Genomic DNA, 20,408 nt, shown 5'->3' with positions numbered 1-20,408 from the left:
ATTTAATCAAAGCTCCTCAACGCTAAACCGCAAGCAACCATCAAAGAGGGTGCATCATTAGACAAAGCCGTAGCATTCACTTTTGGCGAAATAGACATATCAATAAACGGGTTCGCAACGATCGCTCTCGTGCCCAATTTCTCCTGCACCATTTCATCCAGGCCAGGTATTGAAGCACTGCCTCCCGATAAAACGATATAGTTCACATCGTGGTACTGAGATCCATTAAAGAACAACTGAAGAGAACGGCTTATTTGCTGAACTGCAGCTTCCTTGAACTGCTGTAAGACTTCCACCTCATAGTCATCAGGTAAACCGCCCTGCTTTTTAGCTAAGCCAGCCTCTTCCATAGACAAACCATAACGCCTCATAATTTCTTCGGTCAGTTGCTTACCGCCAAAAACCTGATCTCGATTATAAATTGTCTTACCTTCGTGAAGTACACTAAGAGTAGTCGTCGTGGCTCCGATATCAATAATCGCCACAAGCATATCCTGGATATCACCGTCCAACTGACTCTGAATCAACTCAAGGGAGCGCTCCAGGGCATAGGCCTCTACATCCACCACTTTTGCGGTCAGACCACTCAAGGTGCAGACACCCTCTCTGACTTCCACATCTTCTTTTCGACATGCAGCAAGGACGACCTCCAGCATATCTTCATTTTCCGGAGAGGGACCTTGAATTTCGAAATCCAGGTACACATCTTCCAGAGGAAAAGGAATGTGCTGATGAGCATCCAACATGATTTTGTTTTCAAGATCATCTTCAGTCAGAGAAGCATTTTCCTCAATGGTCTTAGTGATCACTGAGGAACCAGAAACAGCAACAGCTGCACTTCGGGCACGACATTTAGCGCGGGCAACCACCCGTGAAATGGACTCACCTACGGCTTCAGCGTCTTGTATGTTTTTCTCGACAACGGAACTCTCAGACAAAGGCTCTACCGCATAGCTTTCCACACGATAACGATTGCCTTGCTGACCAAGTTCGATGAGCTTCACTGTTGTAGAACTGATATCCAACCCCAACAGTGCTGTTGTTTTTCTTTTAAATAATCCGAACACTGAGAATTCCCTAATAGTACGAGCACTTACGTGAACTATGTAGTAATGTACATTAAATAACAGCTTTATAGATATAGCAAACCCTGAACTAAAAAAGTAGACCTCAAAATGCTATGATTCCAGCACAGTTAACATTTTAAAAAAATTCCTATATATCAAAATGCGATTTCTATGAAACAAGCCACATTCAGAGCAATAAAAACATTTAGTTACTTAATTTTTTCAGGCATCTGTTCTGTCACTTTACTCTTCTCCGGAATCACGCTTTGCCTAATTCCTAACCTTCCTCCTGTGGAAGAAATTCAGGATATACAGCTGCAGGTCCCTCTCAAAATTTTCACTCAAGACGGCAAGCTAATTTCCGAATATGGCGAAAAACACCGATCTCCAATTTCATACCACGAAATTCCGACTAACTTCATTAATGCGCTTATTTCCGCTGAAGATAACCGCTTTTGGGAACACCAAGGTGTCGACCTCGTAGGCCTCGCCAGAGCGGCAGCCCAACTAGCCACCACAGGTTCCATTCAGTCAGGCGGCAGCACGATCACAATGCAGGTTGCTAAAAACTACTTTCTGTCCCGAGAAAAGACCTTTTCCAGAAAGTTCAATGAAATATTGCTTGCGCTTCAAATAGAAAAAGCACTGAGCAAAGAAAAGATTCTCGAACTCTATCTGAATAAAATTTATCTCGGTCATCGCTCCTACGGAATCGCTGCTGCCGCTCGAACCTACTATGGAAAGAGTGTTCACGAGTTAACTCTAGCACAAACCGCAATGATTGCAGGTTTACCCAAAGCACCATCAGCCTTCAACCCGATACGCAACCCAGAACGAGCCACCGAAAGAAGAAACTGGATTCTGGACAGGATGTTTGCACTCGGCTACATCACCGAGAACCAAAAGATCATTGCCAAACAAAGCCAGGTCTCAGCCAAATACCACTCACCCAAGTCTGAAATTGATGCACTCTATGCTGCGGACATGGCAAGAACTGAAGCATTAAAAATTTTCCCCGACGACATATACACTAGTGGCTACAAAATTTTCACAACCATCGACAGCTCACACCAGGCTAGCGCATTAAAAGCGGTTTCCACCCACCTGGTCAACTACAGCAAGCGCCATGGCTTTCTTGGTCCTGAGAGTCACACAGAAATTTCAGATCTACTGAATGACGCAAGCAACCCGATAGAAACCAAAGAACTTACAACCCTTTTAAAAGACCATCGAATCATAAACCACCTTATCCCGGCATTGGTTTGGGAGGTTTCATCAAAAGAAGCCAACCTAATTACTAAAACTGGAGAAATGATCAGCATCCCAGTCGCCAAACTCACATGGGCAAGAAAAAGAGTAAATATCAATAAAAAAGGAAGCCGGGTCAGAAAGGCCTCTGATGTTCTGACTCAGGGCGACATTGTCCGAGTTTACCTTGACCCGGAAAATGGCTGGGTACTCGGACAACACCCCGAAGCCCAGGCTGCATTCATTGCCATCAACCCCAACACCGGGGCCATTAGCGCATTACAGGGCGGCTTTGAGTTCTACGCAAGCAAATTTAATCGCGCAACATCCGCCAAGCGTCAAGCAGGCTCTGCGTTCAAACCTTTCATTTACTACTCTGCCCTGCAAGACGGCTTTACCGCTGCATCAATCATCAATGACGCACCCGTTGTATTTCAGGATCAACAACTGGAGACTTCTTGGCGGCCAGAAAACGCCAGCGGAAAATTCTATGGCCCTACCCGCTTAAGGCAAGCACTGTATCAATCGAGAAACCTGATCTCCATACGCATCGTACAAACCCTTGGAATCAAGCAGACGATCGAGACCGTTCGTCAGTTCGGTTTTTCCGACGAACAACTACCAAAAGACCTTTCCCTCTCACTTGGCAGCGCAGCTGTTACCCCTCTGGAGCTGGCATCCGCATACAGCACACTGGCAAACGGCGGAAAAAATATTAAAAGCTACATCATTGATCACATTGAAGACATCAATGGCAATATCGTTTATCAGAATGAGCGAGCAAGGCCCGACCCGGAAAAGAACCTTTCAAAAGAAAAACCGAACAGCATTGACCCTCGCAGCGTTTATATTATTACCGACATGATGAAAGATGTGATTAAACTGGGAACCGCCCGATCAGCCAAGTCCCTCAACAGAAACGACTTAGCAGGCAAAACCGGAACAACCAACGATCAGGTCGACGCTTGGTTCTCCGGCTTTAATTCCGACCTCGTTGCCACTGTATGGGTCGGGTTCGACAACCCTACAACCCTGGGCCGAAACGAGTACGGCGGCCGAGCAGCATTGCCCATCTGGAAGGATTTCATGGAAGAAGCTCTACCACCTTACGAAAGCAGCATGCAGCAACCAGAAGGCATAGTAACCATACGCGTTAACCCAACAACCGGCCACAGAGCTCTTCCTGGTGAAAAAGATGCCATCTTTGAGATATTCCGCAGCGAACACGTTCCGCCACCACCAGAAGAACGAAACGCCCGACCTGTATTGATTGATCAAGGGCACCCAACAGACGTTTTGGATGAGCTGTTCTAACACAGCCATCCGAACAACCAAACGCAAAAAACAGACATAAAAAAACCTCCTTTCGGAGGTTTTTTTATCAATAGTATCTATCTAATAAATATTAGATATCTTCTACTGATTTCAGCGGGTAGTTCGCTGGCAAAGCTTTAGTCGCCACACCAGAGTCAATCGCCGCCTGAGCAACCGCATTTGAAACCGCACCCAAAAGGCGAGGATCAGTTGGCTTAGGAATAATGTATTCCGGACCAAACTCTAAAGAATCAACACCGTAAGCTGTTAACACTTCAGCTGGTGTTTCTTCTTTTGCCAATGCTGCAATCGCGTAAGCTGCCGCAAGTTTCATTTCTTCGTTAATTGCTGTAGCACGAACGTCTAAAGCACCACGGAAAATGAACGGGAAGCCCAGAACATTATTCACCTGATTAGGGAAGTCAGAACGCCCCGTTGCCATGATCAAATCATCACGAGCTTCAGCGGCTACTTCTGGCATAATTTCTGGTACAGGGTTAGAGCAAGCAAAAACGATCGGGCTTGGCGCCATTTTCTTAAGCTGCTCACCTGACAGTAAGCCAGGACCAGAAAGACCTAGGAAAATATCTGCACCCTCAAGAGCATCGTCCAATGTACGCTTGTCAGTTTCAACAGCAAACATAGACTTATACTCGTTCAAGTCTTCGCGACCCGAGTGAATCACACCCTTACGGTCAAGCATATAGATATTTTCTGGCTTCATACCAGCAGAAATCAATAGCTTCGAACATGAAATCGCTGCAGCGCCTGCACCAAGGCAAACCATAGTAGCTTCTTCAATCTTCTTACCCTTGATTTCCAAGGCATTCAGCATACCCGCAACAGTTACAATCGCTGTACCGTGCTGGTCATCATGGAAAACAGGAATACTGCATTGCTCGATCAAAGTGCGTTCAATTTCGAAACACTCAGGAGCTTTAATATCTTCCAGGTTAATACCGCCAAACGTATCTGCGATGCGCTTAACTGTATCAATAAACGCCTGAGGGCTTTCACAATCGACTTCGATATCAATTGAGTCAACGCCTGCGAAACGTTTGAAAAGAAGGCTTTTACCTTCCATAACTGGCTTTGAAGCCAAAGGACCTAGATTACCCAGACCAAGAATCGCTGAACCATCAGAGATGACCGCTACAAGATTGCCTTTGGCAGTATACTTGTATGCATCTTCAGGGTTCTTTGCAATTTCTTTCACAGGCTCAGCCACACCTGGGCTGTATGCCAACGAAAGGTCGCGAGCGGTTTCTGCCGGTTTAGTCAGCTCTACACTGATTTTACCTGGCTTCGGTTCTGCGTGATAATCTAATGCTGCTTGTTTTAAATCTTCAGACATTGCGAATATATCCAATTTCTAACAATGAAAAGTCCGAGAAGCATATATAAATTGCGGTTATTGAACAAGGGATAATCAGAAACTATCTAATAATTATGACCACGAGAGAACTTTCTCTTGCGCTTGATCAAACCTATCTCATCAGTCAAGAGTCCTTGAGCTGTTTTTTTCACCAAAATTCACGCCCTGCTTAGTTTTTGGATACAACAAAAACTGCGCACCGAAAGAACTTCTCTTTCGAACCGCCCAGCCCCGCGACTCAAGGCTTTTACCCTTAACCGACATCAAGTCATCAGAGCTAATTAACGCCTTGCGTACACCTAAACGTCGGGACTCATCCAGAACCAACCAAACCATCGAACCCGAATACTCTACATCAGCCACAGGAGCCCGCCATATCACAAAGCCAGACTTCGCTGAATTTAACCAATAGTCCGGTTGCGACCAAACACCCAACCCTTGCTTGCGAGCCTTCTCTTCCGCTTTCATCAAACATTGAACATAAGGCCCAGGCGATTCAAATATCTGAAATGCCAGACCATTTACAACCAACATTTGATCAAGCAAAACCCAATTATTATGAGCCGAAGCCTCCCTTACCCAAACATTTGCCAGCACTCTTTTATACCGATCTCGACCAACGTGTTCGATAGCCACACCAGCAGACACTTTCTTTTTGACAAATTCCGCTGCTTTTATGGCAAAAGGCTCCGGCGCACGTGAAGTTTTAAAGTTCATTTCAGGCGTATTGATATTCAATAACCGCACTCGCCCAAGCCCTTCAACATCAAGCGTATCCCCATCCACAACATACACATCTGAGAACTTCGACACCGAAACCCCATCAATACCGCCACAGTCCGCCTGAACACAGGAAAAAGAAACACATACAAAAAAGGCGCCTAAAATTAGGCGCCTTTTTTGTAGAAGTCGTAACTTACTTAGAAACACTACGGTTTCCGAAACGCTTCTTGAAGCGATCGATACGACCACCAGTATCAGTCATCTTCTGCTTACCAGTGAAGAAAGGATGACAGCTTGAACATACGTCCAAGTGAACATCTTTACACAAAGTAGAGCTTGTTTTGAACGAGTTACCGCAAGAACAAGTGATAGTCACTTCTTCGTAATTAGGATGGATATCCGCTTTCATAATCGACCTCAACTATTAATACCGCAACCTGCAGCACATATTGCCCAAGCACCGTACTAAAAAAATGGAATAGTCACTCTTCACCTGAGACAGCAAAAAATGAGAGGCGAAATAATACCAAACCTTCCACCAAGAGCAAACCTATTTATAATAGAATTAAACCCTATTCATGAAGCTGGCTCACATTCCATTGAAAAATACTCAGACCCAAACCATCGGCAGCGACCAAGCAACCATTTACTACATCGAAGTAGCAGTAAACCGGCCTTTATTTCAAACCTTCACTTACGCAGCGCAAACGCGAAAAAAACCGACAGTCGGCACACGAGTATTAGTTTCCATCGGCCCAAGCCAAGAAGTCGGAATCATCAGCGAGGTTCATAACAACAAACCTGAAAGAGACTTTCAAATAAAGTCCATCATTAAACTATTGGATGAAGAAAGTACATTATCAAAAGACGTCTTAGCGCTTTTATCCTGGGCCAGCCACTATTACCTTCAGCCAATTGGGGAAATGCTGTTCACGTTTCTTCCCTCATTTTTGAAACAAAACAAGCCGCTGACCGATTTATACGATCAAACGTACCTGTTAAACACCCAGAATTCTGTTGCAACGGAAAACAGCATTCCAACCAATGCCCACAAACAACAAGAAGCTTTTAACACATTCAAAACAAAAAATGCTTTAACCAAAGAAGAGTTAACCCAGCACTCTATAAGCCAACAAACCCTGAACCAACTTATTAAAAAAAACCTGATCTGTAAGCAAGCAGTTCCGCCAAAACCCACTGCGCCCCCTTACCCTCATCAGCCTGAACACAAACTGACTGCCGAGCAAGCCAACGCCGTCACTCATATTCTACAATCCGACTCCTGCTTCCAATCATTTTTACTTGAAGGCATTACAGGCAGCGGCAAAACGGAAGTCTATACGCAACTGTGCCGTCATTTTCTGGCCTTAAACAAACAAATCCTCTTACTGGTACCCGAAATCGGGTTAACGCCTCAACTGCAAGAGCGTTTAAAGGAAAGACTGGACGCACCCGTAGTAGTACTGCACTCCGACATAGCAAACAAAGAAAGAGCCTACCGCTGGCTTCAGACCAAACACGAAACACCCATGGTGGTTCTCGGAACGCGCTCTGCGCTGGCCTGTAATCTTCCTAAGCTGGGTTGCATCATTTTAGATGAAGAGCACGACCACTCATTCAAACAACAAGAAGGCATTCGCTATCACAGTAAAAATCTAGCCCTTGTCAGGGCGAGGAACTTATCAATACCCATCGTTCTGGGTTCTGCAACGCCTTCGCTGGAGTCTTATCACAACGCAAATACCCATAAACACACTCGAATTAAGTTAACCAAGCGCGCAACGGGTGCAAAACTGCCCGAACTTCATTTGATTGATACCAACAAGCTACCACCCAGCCAGGTATTCAGTGATGAGGCAATTTCACACATAGAAACAACACTTAGCGCTCACCAACAAGTTTTAGTTTTCATCAATCGCCGAGGTTACGCCCCTACCATTCAATGTAATCAGTGTCATTGGGTAGCAGAGTGCCAAAACTGCGATGTCTCATTAACGGTTCACAAATCCACCAATTCTCTTGACTGTCACCACTGCGAAACAAAACACCCCATTCCATCCCAATGCCCTGTTTGCAACAGTCCGTATTTACAGGCCATGGGCTTTGGCTCCCAACGCATTGAAAGTGAACTCAACCAGCTGTTCCCGAACATTAAAATACTCAGAATGGACAGAGACAGCACACAAACCAAGGGAAGCCTGGAAAAAATCCGAGAAGAGTTAAATACTGAACAACCCTGTATCCTGGTCGGTACTCAGATGGTCGCAAAAGGTCACGACTTCCCAAACCTAACGCTCACCGTTGTTTTGAACAGCGATAATGGCCTGCACAGCCATGATTTCCGAGGAACGGAAACGCTGACCCAAACCTTAATTCAAGTAGCCGGCCGTAGCGGCAGAAAAGCCAGAGGCCAGGTATTGATACAAACCAACTATCCAGAACACCCCATTTTTGAAGTACTCAAACAACAAGACTACAAAAGATTCGCACTCACGGAACTTCAACACAGACAAGAACAACAATTGCCACCTTTTTCACACCAGGCAACCATCCGAATGAACAGTTTGGGTGATGCCACGGCAGCATCACGACTGACAAATTTACAACAAATACTCACAAACTACAGCCACACCCTACCCAAGCAAAGTCAGCTTCATATTTCCTCTGCTATGCCTGCCACAATAGAGAGAAAATCCAATTGGTATCGATATCTGATTGTGTTATCTTCGCCCTGCAGAAACACCCTTCACCACAGCCTTCACTTTGCTCGAAGTGAGTTACTAAAAAGCAGGCGAAGTAAAAAACTAAAATGGGTCATAGACGTTGACCCGATCGATACCATCTAACCCGAGAGTTCATGAGCACGTAGCCATTACTCGAATTTTTCTGAATACGTTGATCTCAATAAGTTGATAAGTTATGGCAGCCCACGATTTTGCATCACAAAAGAAAACCACCAAAAGTAGACCAACCAAAAACAGATCTGCAAAGCCCGCCGCTAAATCTTCTAAAGCAGCGACCAAACCTGAAGCAGCAAAACCCAAGAAAAAGATACCTGCAATAGTCTGGATCATAGTCGGTATATCCATTGCCTACGGCGGCCAACAAGGTTACCAGTACCTTAAATCCAGCCCATCCGTTTCAGAAGCACTCACCAAGGCAAATGAAACCATTACTGCGACTTCTGAAAAAATCATCGAGCCGGTTCAGGAATTAAAAGAAGAAACACCACGATTTGAGTTCTATGAGATTCTTAAAAACAATAAAGTGGAAGTAGACACCACAGCAGACCCGGGCAAGCCCATTAAGAAATACTCTTATACCGTACAAGCAGGCTCATTCCGAAACAAAGATGATGCAGAGCAAATGCGTTCTCAACTGATTCTAAGTAACCTTACCAACACCACAACGGACACCATCACAACAGCCAATGGTACATGGCATCGAGTGAATGTAGGCCCGTTCACTAATCGTTCTAAGTTAGAAAAAGCCCGAGACAAGCTGGCTTCTCTTAATATTCAAGGATTGGTAAGAAAAACTGAAATCAAAAATTAGCCTCCCGAGCTACGGCTTGCCTTTCCGGCAAGCCCTTTCGTCTTAATAACAAAATCAAACTTTCTGCAAACAGACACTTGAAATCTCTTTGAGCATCCCAAAATAACAAAGCAATACATCGAAAAAAAGGATCTGAAAGTGACCACTATTCTGTCAGTTAGAAGGGGCAACACGGTCGTAATGGGCGGTGACGGACAAGTCTCTCTTGGAAATACCGTTATGAAAGGCAACGCCCGAAAAGTACGCAGACTTTACCACAACAAAGTAATTGCCGGTTTCGCTGGCGGTACAGCCGATGCATTCACGCTTTTCGAGCGGTTTGAAAGTAAACTGGAGATGCATCAAGGTCACTTAGTGAAAGCTGCGGTGGACATGGCCAAAGACTGGCGCACCGACAGAGCCCTAAGAAAGCTCGAAGCACTTCTTGCGGTAGCAGATCATACTTCTTCACTGTTAATTACAGGGACTGGCGACGTCATTGAACCGGAAATGGACTTAATTGCCATTGGTTCTGGTGGCGCGTTTGCACAGTCCGCAGCCACAGCCCTTCTTGAAAACACTGACCTTTCCGCTGAAGAGATCGTCAAAAAAGGGTTGAAAATCGCGGGCGACATATGCGTCTTCACCAACCAGAACCAAACAATTGAAACTTTAGAATATTAACCTTCCGGAAATAACGTTTCAGGAAACCATTTCAGGAATAAATAATGTCTAACATGACTCCCCGTGAAATCGTTCACGAACTTGATAAACATATTATTGGTCAGGCCGGTGCAAAACGCGCTGTTGCGATTGCCCTTCGAAACCGCTGGCGCAGAATGCAGCTGGATGAAGACCTAAGAAATGAAGTCACCCCAAAAAATATCTTAATGATCGGCCCTACCGGTGTAGGTAAAACAGAAATTGCCCGCAGACTGGCAAAGCTTGCTAATGCCCCTTTCATTAAAATAGAAGCCACCAAATTTACTGAGGTGGGTTACGTCGGGCGTGACGTCGAATCCATCGTCCGCGACCTTGCTGACACATCGATTAAAATGCACCGCGAACAAGCGATGGAAAAACTGCGCCATCGAGCGGAAGACGCAGCCGAAGATCGAATACTAGACGCATTACTTCCACCAGCCCGTTCATCCGGCTTTGAAGAAGAAACCCCACCTGCCGATGAAAACTCCAAAGCCCGTCAGGTATTTCGCAAAAAACTTCGTGAAGGCCAGCTCGACGACAAAGAAATTGAGCTCGAAGTCAGCCAAACATCGGTCGGTGTCGAAATCATGGCACCTCCGGGCATGGAGGAAATGACCAACCAGCTGCAAAGCATGTTTTCAAACTTATCCGGCGATAAGAAAAAACGTCGTAAATTAAAAGTGAAAGACGCTTACAAAGTGCTGGTCGATGAAGAAGCAAGCAAACTCATCAACGAAGAAGAACTTAAGCTGGAAGCCATCGAGGCCGTTGAGCAAAATGGCATCGTCTTCCTTGATGAAATAGACAAAATTGCTAAACGCTCTGAAGGCTCCAACGCAGATGTGTCTCGCGAAGGCGTTCAGCGGGATCTACTGCCGCTCATCGAAGGCAGCACAGTTAATACCAAACACGGCATGATCAAAACAGACCACATTCTGTTTATCGCGTCAGGCGCCTTCCATTTAGCCAAACCTTCAGACCTGATCCCAGAGTTGCAAGGCCGCCTGCCCATCCGAGTAGAGCTGGAAGCCTTATCAACGAATGACTTCGAACGCATTTTAGTGGAACCAGACGCGTCAATCACAACTCAATACCGAGAACTTTTAAATACCGAAGGTCTCAAAATTGAATTTACGGAAGATGGCATTCACCGCCTTGCAGAAGTGGCATGGCAGGTTAATGAAAAAACGGAAAACATCGGTGCAAGACGTCTTCACACCGTGATGGAGCGCCTGCTGGAAGAAATTTCATTTGAAGCCACGGAACTCAGCGCCAAACAGGAAGGTAAACCACTTCAGATTGATGCCGCTTACGTGAATGAATCTCTGGGTGAACTTGCCCAAGATGAAGACCTGAGCCGCTACATCCTTTAAAGATTTGCTTACTATCGCGCCACAGCATGTGGCGCAAAATCAGGTTCTTATTCCATGCTCAAGCCCGTAAAAATCCATTACAGAAAAAACGCAAAATCTTTACTCTTAACCTACCCGGAACAAGAATATGCACTCTCTGCTGAGTTCTTAAGGGTACACTCACCTTCCGCTGAAGTTCGTGGCCACGGTCATCAGGGCGCAATTCTTCAGGTTGAGAAACAAGACGTCGGCATTCTTTTAATAGAACCCATTGGCAATTATGCGCTGAAATTCACCTTTGATGATGAACACGACTCTGGGATTTATACCTGGGAATATCTCAAAGACCTATGTGAAAATCACGATAAATACTGGAATGAGTATCTGCAAGCCCTAAAGAAGAGCGGACAAAAGCGGCAATCTAATCTCATTTTTAAGGCTAAGTGAATTGCCTTCGCCTTGAAGGCTAACCGGCAATCCAATTATAAAACTGGCGAAAGATCCCCTGCTGCTCAGAAGACGTATAACCAAACGTGCCATACAGCCGATCCTGGAAACTGCGGTTTTGGTCTTCCAACACCGATTTATTAAGTCGAATACCGTAGCGTTCAAAAATAGGAGCTAAGTCGTCGTATCGTTCAAGCAAGTCTTGTCGGGTCATTTGATAAGCGTGCTCACAAACTTCCTGACGACCTTTAAAACTAAAGACACTTGAAAGCAACATAGTGGCATCATCACGTCGCGGCTGAACAAGCACAATATCCGATTTCGGGTATTGTTCCTCGTATGCAGACATACCCAATTCAACACGAGAATGAATAAACGTCCGCAACGTCTGACCAAGCACCGCTGCCAGGCCCCCTTCTCGAAGGGAGTCGGACTCCATGGTTCCGCATTCTGCCGCAGCATCCGTATCAATCGGAACCAGAGGATTCACCCCAATCACCAAATCAGCACCCTCATCCAAAGCAACGGATGCATGCATGGCTTTCAACAATGTACCATCCGCATAATACCGACCTTCAATTTCTACGGGAGTATAAAAACCGGGACAAGCAACACTCGCCTGAACGGCTTTCGAAATCGGAATATGATCGTATTTCTCATCCCCAAAACGAATCGCCTCACCTGAGTCCAAATCCGCAGCGACCAAAAACAGCTTTCTTCTTAATTCCCTGAAATCATCCGTTCGACCGTGCCCATCATACAGCACACTTAAATACTGATGTAGAACCTCATTGGTAAACAAACCATCAGGCAACGCATCGACCAAATCAATGAGTGACTCAAGAAACGATTGATCTCCAGGGCGAGATAAAATATGTGATAGCTTGCGACTGAAAATGCCTGGCACCTTCATGATACTGCGAGCGTATTCCTTGAAAGCGGGCTGAAAAAACACATGAGGATGGAAAGGATGGCCGTGAGGCTCATTAATAATAAAAATACGGCACATCTGAGCCGTAGTAATCTGGTTCGCTAAGTTCGCGGCAATCAGTGCACCACTGCTTACGCCCACATAGACATCAATATCATTAAAATTGATTCCGTCTAAGCACTCATCAAGCGCTCTGAGCGCACCGATTTCATAGATACCACTGAGTGGGCCACCCCCTCCCAAAGCCAAACCAATTTTAAATTTTCTTTGATCAGAAGGGGGAAGTTTAGCCACACATTATCTCTCTTTACTGCATTATTAGAATTTTAATTAATCCTATTCTGCTTTAGTTGCCGCAGTTTTTGTAGTCTTAGATGCAGTTGTTCGCTTACGAGTGGTGGTCGCTGTGGTTTTTTTAGCGGCTTCCGTCGTTGTTTTTTTGGCTGGCGCTTTCTTGGCAGCAGTGGTAGCAGCTTTGGCTGGCGCCTTTGCTTTCTTCAAGGTATCAACATTTTTCTTCAGTGCTGCAATTTCTGTTTTCAGCGCATCCATGTCCGCTTTGGAAGGAATACCAAGTCGCGTCAAAGCACTTTGTACACGCTCATCAAATACACGCTCTACTTTATCCCAAGTGCTGTTGGCACGATCACGGACATCTTCCGCTTTCTGGATGACGTCATTTTTAACATCTTCCACACGATTATTCGCAAACTCTACCTGACGTAAAACGCCTTCGCGACCACGCTCTTCAATGTCTTTTCCGGCTGTTACCAAAGCATCAAAGTACTTGTTGCCTTCGCCGTCGGCTTTACTGAAAGCGCCTAAACCCGCCAGCCATATTTGATTCGTGTACTTCTTAATATCCTGAGCAATTTTCGTTTCAGAAAGTGCTTTCATGCGGTTATCCGTTGCTTCAGCAGCGTCTTTAAGCTTACCCATAGTCATAAACCCTTTTCGATTCAATACTTACTGCCAATCAAGCAGCTCAAACGCAGAACCCGAAACAATTAATCTCTTTTAACAATCCGTTGAAACGAGTACCGCCAGTCCAACATTTAAACTATCAATGACGATTAGAATATGCATACTAATGGATGCATTCTGTTCATTGTTATTCACATGCCCGTTATAAGTGTCTATCCTAGCGAATGCAGATAAAAACTAAATAATAATTCCAATAAACAGTACTCGCGTAATAGCCATCATGAATCAGTTACTTCAATACACCTGGACACCTTATCAACTCACACCGGTTTCATTAACTCTTGAAAAGCTTGAAAGCAACTGGCACCGCCTTCATATCGGTAATGCCGAAGTCTATCCAACTTTTGCGTCTCTCACTGAAATCACACACAAATACCCAATCATAGCAGCTTCTCTGGGCAGTAACTCATTGTCTGAAATTGCCGAGAAGCTAAAGCTTGGCTGGCTCCATTTTCATTTGGGGAATTACCAAAAAGCCACAGAGATTGGCTTGGCCACCGGCCTGTTCGGTTTGAATCTGGCCTCTAAGGCAATGGCTATTTACGCAACCCACCTGGAGTCCAACGAGTCATTAAAACTAGACCTTTTCCAGGAAGCCACCCGATTGGCAGATCACGCCATTGAAGTCATGCCGACTAACCCGGAATCTCACTACAACCGAAGTTACGCGTTAGGCAGATACAGTCAGGGCATATCCATCACGAAAGCGCTGGCCGAGGGCTACGGTAAAGAAGTACGAAAGAGCCTCGAAAAAACACTTGAATTAGCCCCCCGGCACGCAGAAGCTCAAATTGCATTTGGAACGTATCACGCAGAGATCATCGACCAGGTAGGTAAACTTGTCGCCAGCCTGTCCTACGGTGCCAACAAGGATGCAGGCTTAAAACACTTTCGTTCTGCCATTCGAATTGCCCCCAGCTTTCCTATTGGCTACACCCAATACGCAGACGGTCTGATCATGATGTTCGGCCCATCAAAGTTAAAAGAAGCCCAGCAACTGTATGACAAAGCCGCCAGCTGCCAGATTTACGATGCCATGGAACAACTTGACCAGCAGGCAGCCATTGACGAACTGGCTGAAATTCAATAACCCCCGACTTCGCCTTAACGGTTTCAGCTTTATATAGCTCTACGGCTCTATATAGCCCTACGGCTCTGTAGATATTCAGGGCCTTTATTTCTCTTCTGAATGTAACATTGTGCTACAAATTACAACATTGCGTTTCCTCTTATACCCTCAACTTTAATTATGTGGCATAAAGGTCTGACTATAATGATAATTACAGTAGCGATGGCAGTTCGCGCTAAGGACTAAAACATGGGTGCTTCATCTATGGCAAAAACCAATACGATCCATAAGCTATCTGAACCAATCAGGCAGACTTATCAAGAGTTGTTCAGTGGCGAAGTTTACCAATGTGGCACTGCGGGAGTTTCCGTCAGAAACCACAGTGGCATTGCAAAGCACACCGTGATTGCCGTCCACGGTTTTCTGGAAAATCATTGTTATTTTACCGAAACATACGCTCAGTCGGACATCGAACTGATCTTACTGACTTGCAGTAATTATCATATCCCGGTCACCGGGCCTGAACACACCCACGCGGATTGGTTTGATCAACCCGATTACCCGGAATCTTCCATCGAATACGATGCCTGCATCCTGATTCAGGCCATGGAGCGGTTAGCCACTTCCAAAAATGTACGAATTCATGGGCACTCCCGAGGTGGCGGGGTCATTCTTGAGGCGGTCAATCAACGTCCCGATTTATTCAAAGACGCTGAAATCTTGCTTGAAGCTCCCGTTTTACCTCAGGGAAAAATTCACCCAATGCCAAAAGCGCTTGTGGACAACATGTCACCAAGAATGTGGCCATGGGCATTAAGACTGCTTGAAAAGACACCGCTCATCACGTATTCACAAGCCTTCTTTGGTGAAACACAAGGCCGAAAGAAGCAGCTGCTGGAGCACTTATTTAAAAATCCTCAAAATGCGATGACCATCATCAAAAATATCCATTCCATCGAGACCTGGATGGATAAAACCTCAACGGATATTTTCAAACACATTCGCCGAGGTACCATTCTCATTCCCGAAAGGGATCGCATTTTATGCAAAGAAAGCATGCTGGAAAGTGCTTTGTCGTCACCCAACAACATTCGCGTGGTGGAAACTACCGGCACAAGCCATTTTATCACCCTTGATGATTCAAGTTGGCTTCCGCCCTTGACGATACCTCTGTCACTTCAGTAGGGTTGCATTTAACAAAGCAACCGCTGAATTGAGTAGTAAAGATGTTAAAAGACAAGCTGGCGAAACCTGTTTCCGGAGTTCATGGTGAAGCCCTTCGTCAGCTACTGATCAAAAACAGACAACGGCACAGTGCCCTCCCCATTAACAACCAGGCCCAACATCTTCAGTCGTTGATGCACTGGCAAACCAGCCGCCTCAAACACACCCACGCAGACCTGTTTGCTTCTGAACGGTACCAACAAGCCGCCCATTACTTTGTGGACGACCTTTATTTGTCGCCTAATGCCATTCAAAGAGACAGAGATTTAGAACGCGTATTCCCAACCTTGGTAAAGCTCTTACCAGATGAAACACTGGAAACCGTCGCCAAAGCCGTTGAGCTCAATATTCTATCAGCAGAACTCGACCAACAGCTGGCAGACAAACTGTTTCAGTTAAATCTGAATCACGGACAAGAAGACCTTAACCAGGAAATTACCGAAGAGAAATATATCCAAGCCTACCAGGCTTGCAATGCTGGCGAGTTAAGAACACATCAACTCAATCTGATTAAGCAAATCGGTCACGACCTGGATCACCTGGTGAGAATCCCACTTATCTCATGGACACTGAAACTCATTCGAAAACCCGCCCACAAAAAAGGCCTGGGCAACCTGCATGATTTTCTGGAAAGGGGTTTCAGCACATTTAAAGCATTGGGCGGCGCGAACGAATTTATGAACATCATTTCGTTTCGGGAAGGGCAAATTATTACGAACCTTAATTCAGGCCAACAATCGCCCTTTAGTATAGACTTACATATTGATCGAGAAAGCTAACGCAACTCTTTTTCAAAGTAATTGTGAATTTCCCGCTCCACCACTGATTTAAAAGGCCGCATTAGCATTGCCAATTCAACTTTTACCTCTAACGTCGTTTCCGTGACATCCAGGAAACCTTTTACGCCCGTACGATGAAATACCAGCTTATTTCCTTGCCATTCATATTTTGCATCAAAACGATCCGCCAACATCAAGGCCAGCTTTTCAGCATCTTCAAGCGCTTTTTCAATGCCTAAAGAATGATTTCGTTTTACATGAATTTTCGACATACAACCTTACCATCATAAGAAACTGCCTTTATTTTTATCATAGGCAGTTCAGGTTCATTTAACCGTGCGGGTAAATACCTGCGGGTGAACAAATGACTACATACATTTTCAATCGGCCAGCATTCTACCTCAAAGCTCATGAATTCAACAAATTGACCTTTATCAAAAGACAAGGCCCCCTATTCGGGGTTAGAATAGCGACAATTTTTTGCTTCAACTGGATCTATTTCGCTATGACGGATCAAAATAAAACAACCCACTTTGGCTTCAAGCAAGTACCTGTGAACGAGAAAGCCAATAAAGTTGCAGACGTTTTTCACTCTGTGGCCAGCAAATACGACATCATGAACGATTTAATGTCTGGCGGAATACACCGTTTATGGAAACGTTTCACCATCGACCTGAGCGGTGTACGAAAAGGTCATCGCATTCTTGATATTGCAGGTGGAACCGGCGATCTGACAAAACAATTCTCAAAACTGGTTGGAAAAGAAGGCCAGGTAGTTCTGGCAGACATCAACAGCTCCATGCTGGAAGTAGGCAGAGAAAGACTGACCAACTTAGGCCTGACAGATAACATCGAATACGTACAGGCAAACGCAGAATCGTTGCCATTTGAAAACAACTCGTTTGATGTAATCACCATCGCCTTTGGTTTGAGAAACGTGACCGACAAAGACAAAGCGCTTCGATCTATGTTACGTGTATTAAAACCAGGCGGCCGTTTGTTGGTGCTTGAGTTTTCTAAACCATCCAATCCGCTGTTAGAAAAAGTCTACGACACCTACTCGTTCAGCCTGTTGCCTAAAATTGGTCAGGTCGTTGCCGGCGATGCAGAAAGCTACCAGTACCTGGCCGAATCCATTCGTATGCACCCGGATCAGGAAACGCTGAAAGACATGATGGCAGACGCAGGATTTGTTCGTTGCGACTACCACAACATGACTGGCGGCATCGTTGCTCTGCACAAAGGCATCAAGCCTTAAGCTGATTCGTTATGTACCAGATGGTTTCAACGGCAACCCTCGCGCTTATTGAAGGCGTTATCAATCAGGCGCTTGCCCTCGATGAAGTAACTCTCTCCAAACTGGCCCGTTTGGAGGGCAAACACCTCTCGTTCGGATTAAAACAGCCGAACGTCGCCATCGGTGTGCAACTGTTAAATGACGGCGTGCGTTTAAGCTCCATTCCCGAAAACGAGCCAGACTTTCCAAAAACGGACTTATCAATCCCGGATTTATCTATCAAAGGGACAACCTCTGACTTCATTCGTCTAGCCCTCGCCGACGACATCAATGGCGCTTTATTTGGAAGCGACATTGAAATCAACGGCGATGAACAGCTCGCGCAGAAGATCATGACCATCGCACTGGAACTCAACATTGACTGGGAGTACGTTCTCGCTAAAGTCACCGGGGACGTCATTGCTCATCAGATAGGCCAAAGCATTCGAGCCTCCGGCAAATGGTTACAAAAAACCCATCAAAGCATGACCCAGAACCTGGAAGAGTACATTCACCACGAATTAAGAACGCTTCCTCATGCCAGTGAAATCGACTATTACTGCGAGCTCGTCACACACCTCAGGCTTCAGACCGACCGACTGAACGCAAGAATCAGCAATTTGGAGCAGCAAAGTGCTAATCAAAAAAGCAATGCCTTCGACCAAGACAGTAATCAGCAAGGAGTAGTTAGTGACCAGCCTTAAACGGATTCTGGTGATCATTTGGGTAATCAGCAAGTATCGCTTAGACCAACTTATTCCTTTAACCCTACTGCCTTGGTACATGAGAGCACTGCTCGCGCTGGCTCCCTGGAAGTTAAAACCGGTGCCTAAAAGCCTCAGCCGAGGTGCTCGCTTACGTTTGGCGCTGCAGGAATTAGGCCCGATATTCATCAAATTTGGTCAAATACTGTCAACCCGACGCGATCTTTTGCCAGACGACATCGCGGATGAACTCAAGATGTTGCAAGACAATGTTCCACCGTTCTCATCCAAGCTTGCTTTATCGATCATCGAAAGGTCACTTAACGCCAAGATCAACGATTTATTTGAAGACTTTAACGACCAGCCGTTAGCCTCCGCTTCCGTTGCACAGGTGCATACCGCCAAGCTAAAGTCCGGAGAGGACGTTGTGGTGAAAGTCATTCGCCCCAACCTTGTCCCTACCATTCAGAAAGACATTGCGCTAATGAAACTGTTTGCGCACTTGCTGGAAAGCTACTGGTCTGAAGGACATCGACTGCACCCGAAAGAAATTGTCGAAGACTACGAGCACACCATTTACGACGAACTGGATCTTCAAAAAGAAGCCGCCAACGGGTCTCAACTGCGCCGAAATTTTGAAAACTCCGAAATATTGTATGTGCCAAAAGTGTACTGGGACTATACACGCACCAACGTCATGGTGATGGAGCGAATTTCAGGCATTCCGGTGGCAGAAGTGGATGAACTGTACAAGCAAGACACCAACATGAAATTACTGGCCGAGCGAGGGGTCGAGATTTTTTTCACTCAAGTGTTTCGTGACAGCTTTTTCCACGCCGACATGCACCCGGGAAATATCTTTATCTCCCGTGAACACCCACATTCACCCCAGTACATTGCAGTGGACTTTGGCATCGTAGGGTCATTAACCGAAAACGATCAAATCTATCTGGCCCGAAACTTATTGGCCTTCTTCAACCGAGATTATCGACAAGTCGCGCAACTACACATTGACTCCGGCTGGATTCCAAAGCACACAAGAGTGAATGAATTTGAAGCGGCCATCCGTAGCGTCTGCGAACCCATCTTTGAAAAACCGCTCAAAGACATCAGTTTCGGCCACTTCCTGTTAAGGCTTTTTCAAGTCGCGCGCCGCTTTGATATGGAAGTACAACCCCAATTGGTTTTATTGCAAAAAACGCTTTTGAACATCGAAGGCTTAGGCCGCCAACTGTACCCTGACCTCGATCTGTGGCAAACGGCACTGCCTTATCTGGAAGGTTGGATGAAAGACCGTGTTGCGCCGCCCAAAGTGTTAAAAAACTTCCAGATCCACGCAGCAGACTGGGCAGAACAAACTCGCCAATTGCCTCAATTGATGATTCATGCCATGGAGCAGCTTCGCAGTTCCGACCAGTTCCGACAAGAACAAAAAGAGCAAATCCATCAGCTTCAGGATAAAATCAGCAGCCAGGAACAAGCCAAAAGAAGTCGCTGGTTAGGTTTAGCGTTAATTTCAGGCGCAGTTGCCTTAACTCAAGATAACCTGGATGCAGTGATTTCCGGTATTCCATTAGCGACCTGGGGCTTATTAGCAGCAGGCGTTTATTTGATCGCTCTTAAGCGATACTGATCTGCATCAAATAAGAACGGCATCGTTCCACCAATGACATAGA

At 45.6% G+C, this 20,408-nt stretch carries 19 protein-coding genes; 12 read left to right on the top strand and 7 right to left on the bottom strand.

Annotated elements, in window-relative coordinates; genetic code table 11:
• Positions 1-2: 2 nt before the first annotated feature.
• On the bottom strand, positions 3-1,067 hold the full coding sequence (locus ABD744_RS14090; RefSeq protein WP_344799159.1) for a pilus assembly protein PilM: 1,065 nt from the start codon (positions 1,065-1,067) through the stop codon (positions 3-5).
• Between the two features lie 171 nt (positions 1,068-1,238).
• Between ABD744_RS14090 and ABD744_RS14085 the strand changes: the two genes are divergently transcribed.
• Positions 1,239-3,629 carry a penicillin-binding protein 1A gene (locus tag ABD744_RS14085; protein WP_344799158.1) on the top strand — a complete coding sequence of 797 codons (2,391 nt, stop codon included), beginning with the start codon at positions 1,239-1,241 and terminating at the stop codon, positions 3,627-3,629.
• Positions 3,630-3,720: 91 nt separating this feature from the next.
• Here ABD744_RS14085 and ABD744_RS14080 read toward each other — a convergent pair whose 3' ends face one another.
• The 3 genes from ABD744_RS14080 to rpmE form a co-directional block, all read right to left on the bottom strand.
• Positions 3,721-4,983: a malic enzyme-like NAD(P)-binding protein gene (locus ABD744_RS14080; protein WP_344799157.1), complete on the bottom strand. Its 1,263-nt coding sequence runs from the start codon at positions 4,981-4,983 to the stop codon at positions 3,721-3,723.
• Between the two features lie 141 nt (positions 4,984-5,124).
• Positions 5,125-5,817 carry a thermonuclease family protein gene (locus ABD744_RS14075; RefSeq protein WP_344799156.1) on the bottom strand — a complete coding sequence of 231 codons (693 nt, stop codon included), beginning with the start codon at positions 5,815-5,817 and terminating at the stop codon, positions 5,125-5,127.
• A gap of 103 nt (positions 5,818-5,920) precedes the next feature.
• Positions 5,921-6,136 (bottom strand): 50S ribosomal protein L31, encoded by a 216-nt coding sequence (gene rpmE / locus ABD744_RS14070; protein WP_344799155.1) that lies wholly within the window; start codon positions 6,134-6,136, stop codon positions 5,921-5,923.
• A 169-nt stretch (positions 6,137-6,305) separates the two neighbouring features.
• Between rpmE and ABD744_RS14065 the strand changes: the two genes are divergently transcribed.
• The 5 genes from ABD744_RS14065 to ABD744_RS14045 all read left to right on the top strand — a co-directional run bounded on the left by ABD744_RS14065 (position 6,306) and on the right by ABD744_RS14045 (position 11,765).
• On the top strand, positions 6,306-8,573 hold the full coding sequence (locus tag ABD744_RS14065) for a primosomal protein N' (RefSeq protein ID WP_344799154.1): 2,268 nt from the start codon (positions 6,306-6,308) through the stop codon (positions 8,571-8,573).
• A 73-nt stretch (positions 8,574-8,646) separates the two neighbouring features.
• Positions 8,647-9,282, top strand: coding sequence for an SPOR domain-containing protein (locus ABD744_RS14060; protein ID WP_344799153.1), 636 nt, complete (start codon positions 8,647-8,649; stop codon positions 9,280-9,282).
• Positions 9,283-9,420: 138 nt separating this feature from the next.
• A complete protein-coding gene (hslV, locus tag ABD744_RS14055) occupies positions 9,421-9,945 on the top strand; it encodes an ATP-dependent protease subunit HslV (protein ID WP_344799152.1) in 525 nt (174 codons plus the stop codon).
• 44 nt (positions 9,946-9,989) lie between these two features.
• The gene (gene hslU / locus ABD744_RS14050) at positions 9,990-11,339 is read left to right on the top strand and encodes an ATP-dependent protease ATPase subunit HslU (RefSeq protein ID WP_344799151.1); all 1,350 of its coding nucleotides are present in this window, start codon (positions 9,990-9,992) and stop codon (positions 11,337-11,339) included.
• A 54-nt stretch (positions 11,340-11,393) separates the two neighbouring features.
• Complete coding sequence (locus tag ABD744_RS14045) at positions 11,394-11,765, top strand: gamma-butyrobetaine hydroxylase family protein (RefSeq protein ID WP_344799150.1); 372 nt, start codon at positions 11,394-11,396, stop codon at positions 11,763-11,765.
• A gap of 19 nt (positions 11,766-11,784) precedes the next feature.
• On the opposite strand, the gene ABD744_RS14040 is transcribed toward ABD744_RS14045, so the two are convergent.
• Positions 11,785-12,990: a patatin-like phospholipase family protein gene (locus tag ABD744_RS14040; RefSeq protein WP_344799149.1), complete on the bottom strand. Its 1,206-nt coding sequence runs from the start codon at positions 12,988-12,990 to the stop codon at positions 11,785-11,787.
• A 42-nt stretch (positions 12,991-13,032) separates the two neighbouring features.
• Positions 13,033-13,635, bottom strand: coding sequence for a phasin family protein (locus ABD744_RS14035; protein WP_344799148.1), 603 nt, complete (start codon positions 13,633-13,635; stop codon positions 13,033-13,035).
• Positions 13,636-13,900: 265 nt separating this feature from the next.
• Between ABD744_RS14035 and ABD744_RS14030 the strand changes: the two genes are divergently transcribed.
• From ABD744_RS14030 to ABD744_RS14020, 3 genes are all read left to right on the top strand, one after another.
• Positions 13,901-14,770, top strand: coding sequence for a tetratricopeptide repeat protein (locus tag ABD744_RS14030; protein ID WP_344799147.1), 870 nt, complete (start codon positions 13,901-13,903; stop codon positions 14,768-14,770).
• Positions 14,771-14,998: 228 nt separating this feature from the next.
• Positions 14,999-15,934 (top strand): alpha/beta hydrolase, encoded by a 936-nt coding sequence (locus ABD744_RS14025; protein ID WP_344799146.1) that lies wholly within the window; start codon positions 14,999-15,001, stop codon positions 15,932-15,934.
• Between the two features lie 41 nt (positions 15,935-15,975).
• A complete protein-coding gene (locus ABD744_RS14020) occupies positions 15,976-16,752 on the top strand; it encodes a DUF8198 family protein (RefSeq protein ID WP_344799145.1) in 777 nt (258 codons plus the stop codon).
• On the opposite strand, the gene ABD744_RS14015 is transcribed toward ABD744_RS14020, so the two are convergent.
• Positions 16,749-17,024 (bottom strand): polyhydroxyalkanoic acid system family protein, encoded by a 276-nt coding sequence (locus ABD744_RS14015; RefSeq protein ID WP_344799144.1) that lies wholly within the window; start codon positions 17,022-17,024, stop codon positions 16,749-16,751. The two genes, ABD744_RS14020 and ABD744_RS14015, sit on opposite strands and share 4 nt — an antisense overlap.
• Before the next feature lie 233 nt (positions 17,025-17,257).
• On the opposite strand from ABD744_RS14015, the gene ubiE reads away from it, so the two are divergent.
• From ubiE to ubiB, 3 genes are read left to right on the top strand one after another with little or no spacing between them, the layout of a single operon-like run.
• Positions 17,258-18,010, top strand: a complete 753-nt coding sequence (ubiE, locus tag ABD744_RS14010) for a bifunctional demethylmenaquinone methyltransferase/2-methoxy-6-polyprenyl-1,4-benzoquinol methylase UbiE (RefSeq protein WP_344799143.1) — start codon at positions 17,258-17,260, stop codon at positions 18,008-18,010.
• An 11-nt stretch (positions 18,011-18,021) separates the two neighbouring features.
• Positions 18,022-18,732, top strand: a complete 711-nt coding sequence (locus ABD744_RS14005; RefSeq protein WP_344799142.1) for a ubiquinone biosynthesis accessory factor UbiJ — start codon at positions 18,022-18,024, stop codon at positions 18,730-18,732.
• Positions 18,719-20,365, top strand: coding sequence for a ubiquinone biosynthesis regulatory protein kinase UbiB (gene ubiB, locus ABD744_RS14000; RefSeq protein ID WP_344799141.1), 1,647 nt, complete (start codon positions 18,719-18,721; stop codon positions 20,363-20,365). The genes ABD744_RS14005 and ubiB overlap by 14 nt, the downstream gene beginning before the upstream one ends.
• Positions 20,366-20,408: the final 43 nt, after the last annotated feature.

Source organism: Litoribacillus peritrichatus (assembly GCF_039537985.1).
GTDB classification, from domain to species: Bacteria; Pseudomonadota; Gammaproteobacteria; order Pseudomonadales; family Litoribrevibacteraceae; genus Litoribacillus; species Litoribacillus peritrichatus.
This window is presented reverse-complemented; position numbering and strand designations above follow the sequence as displayed.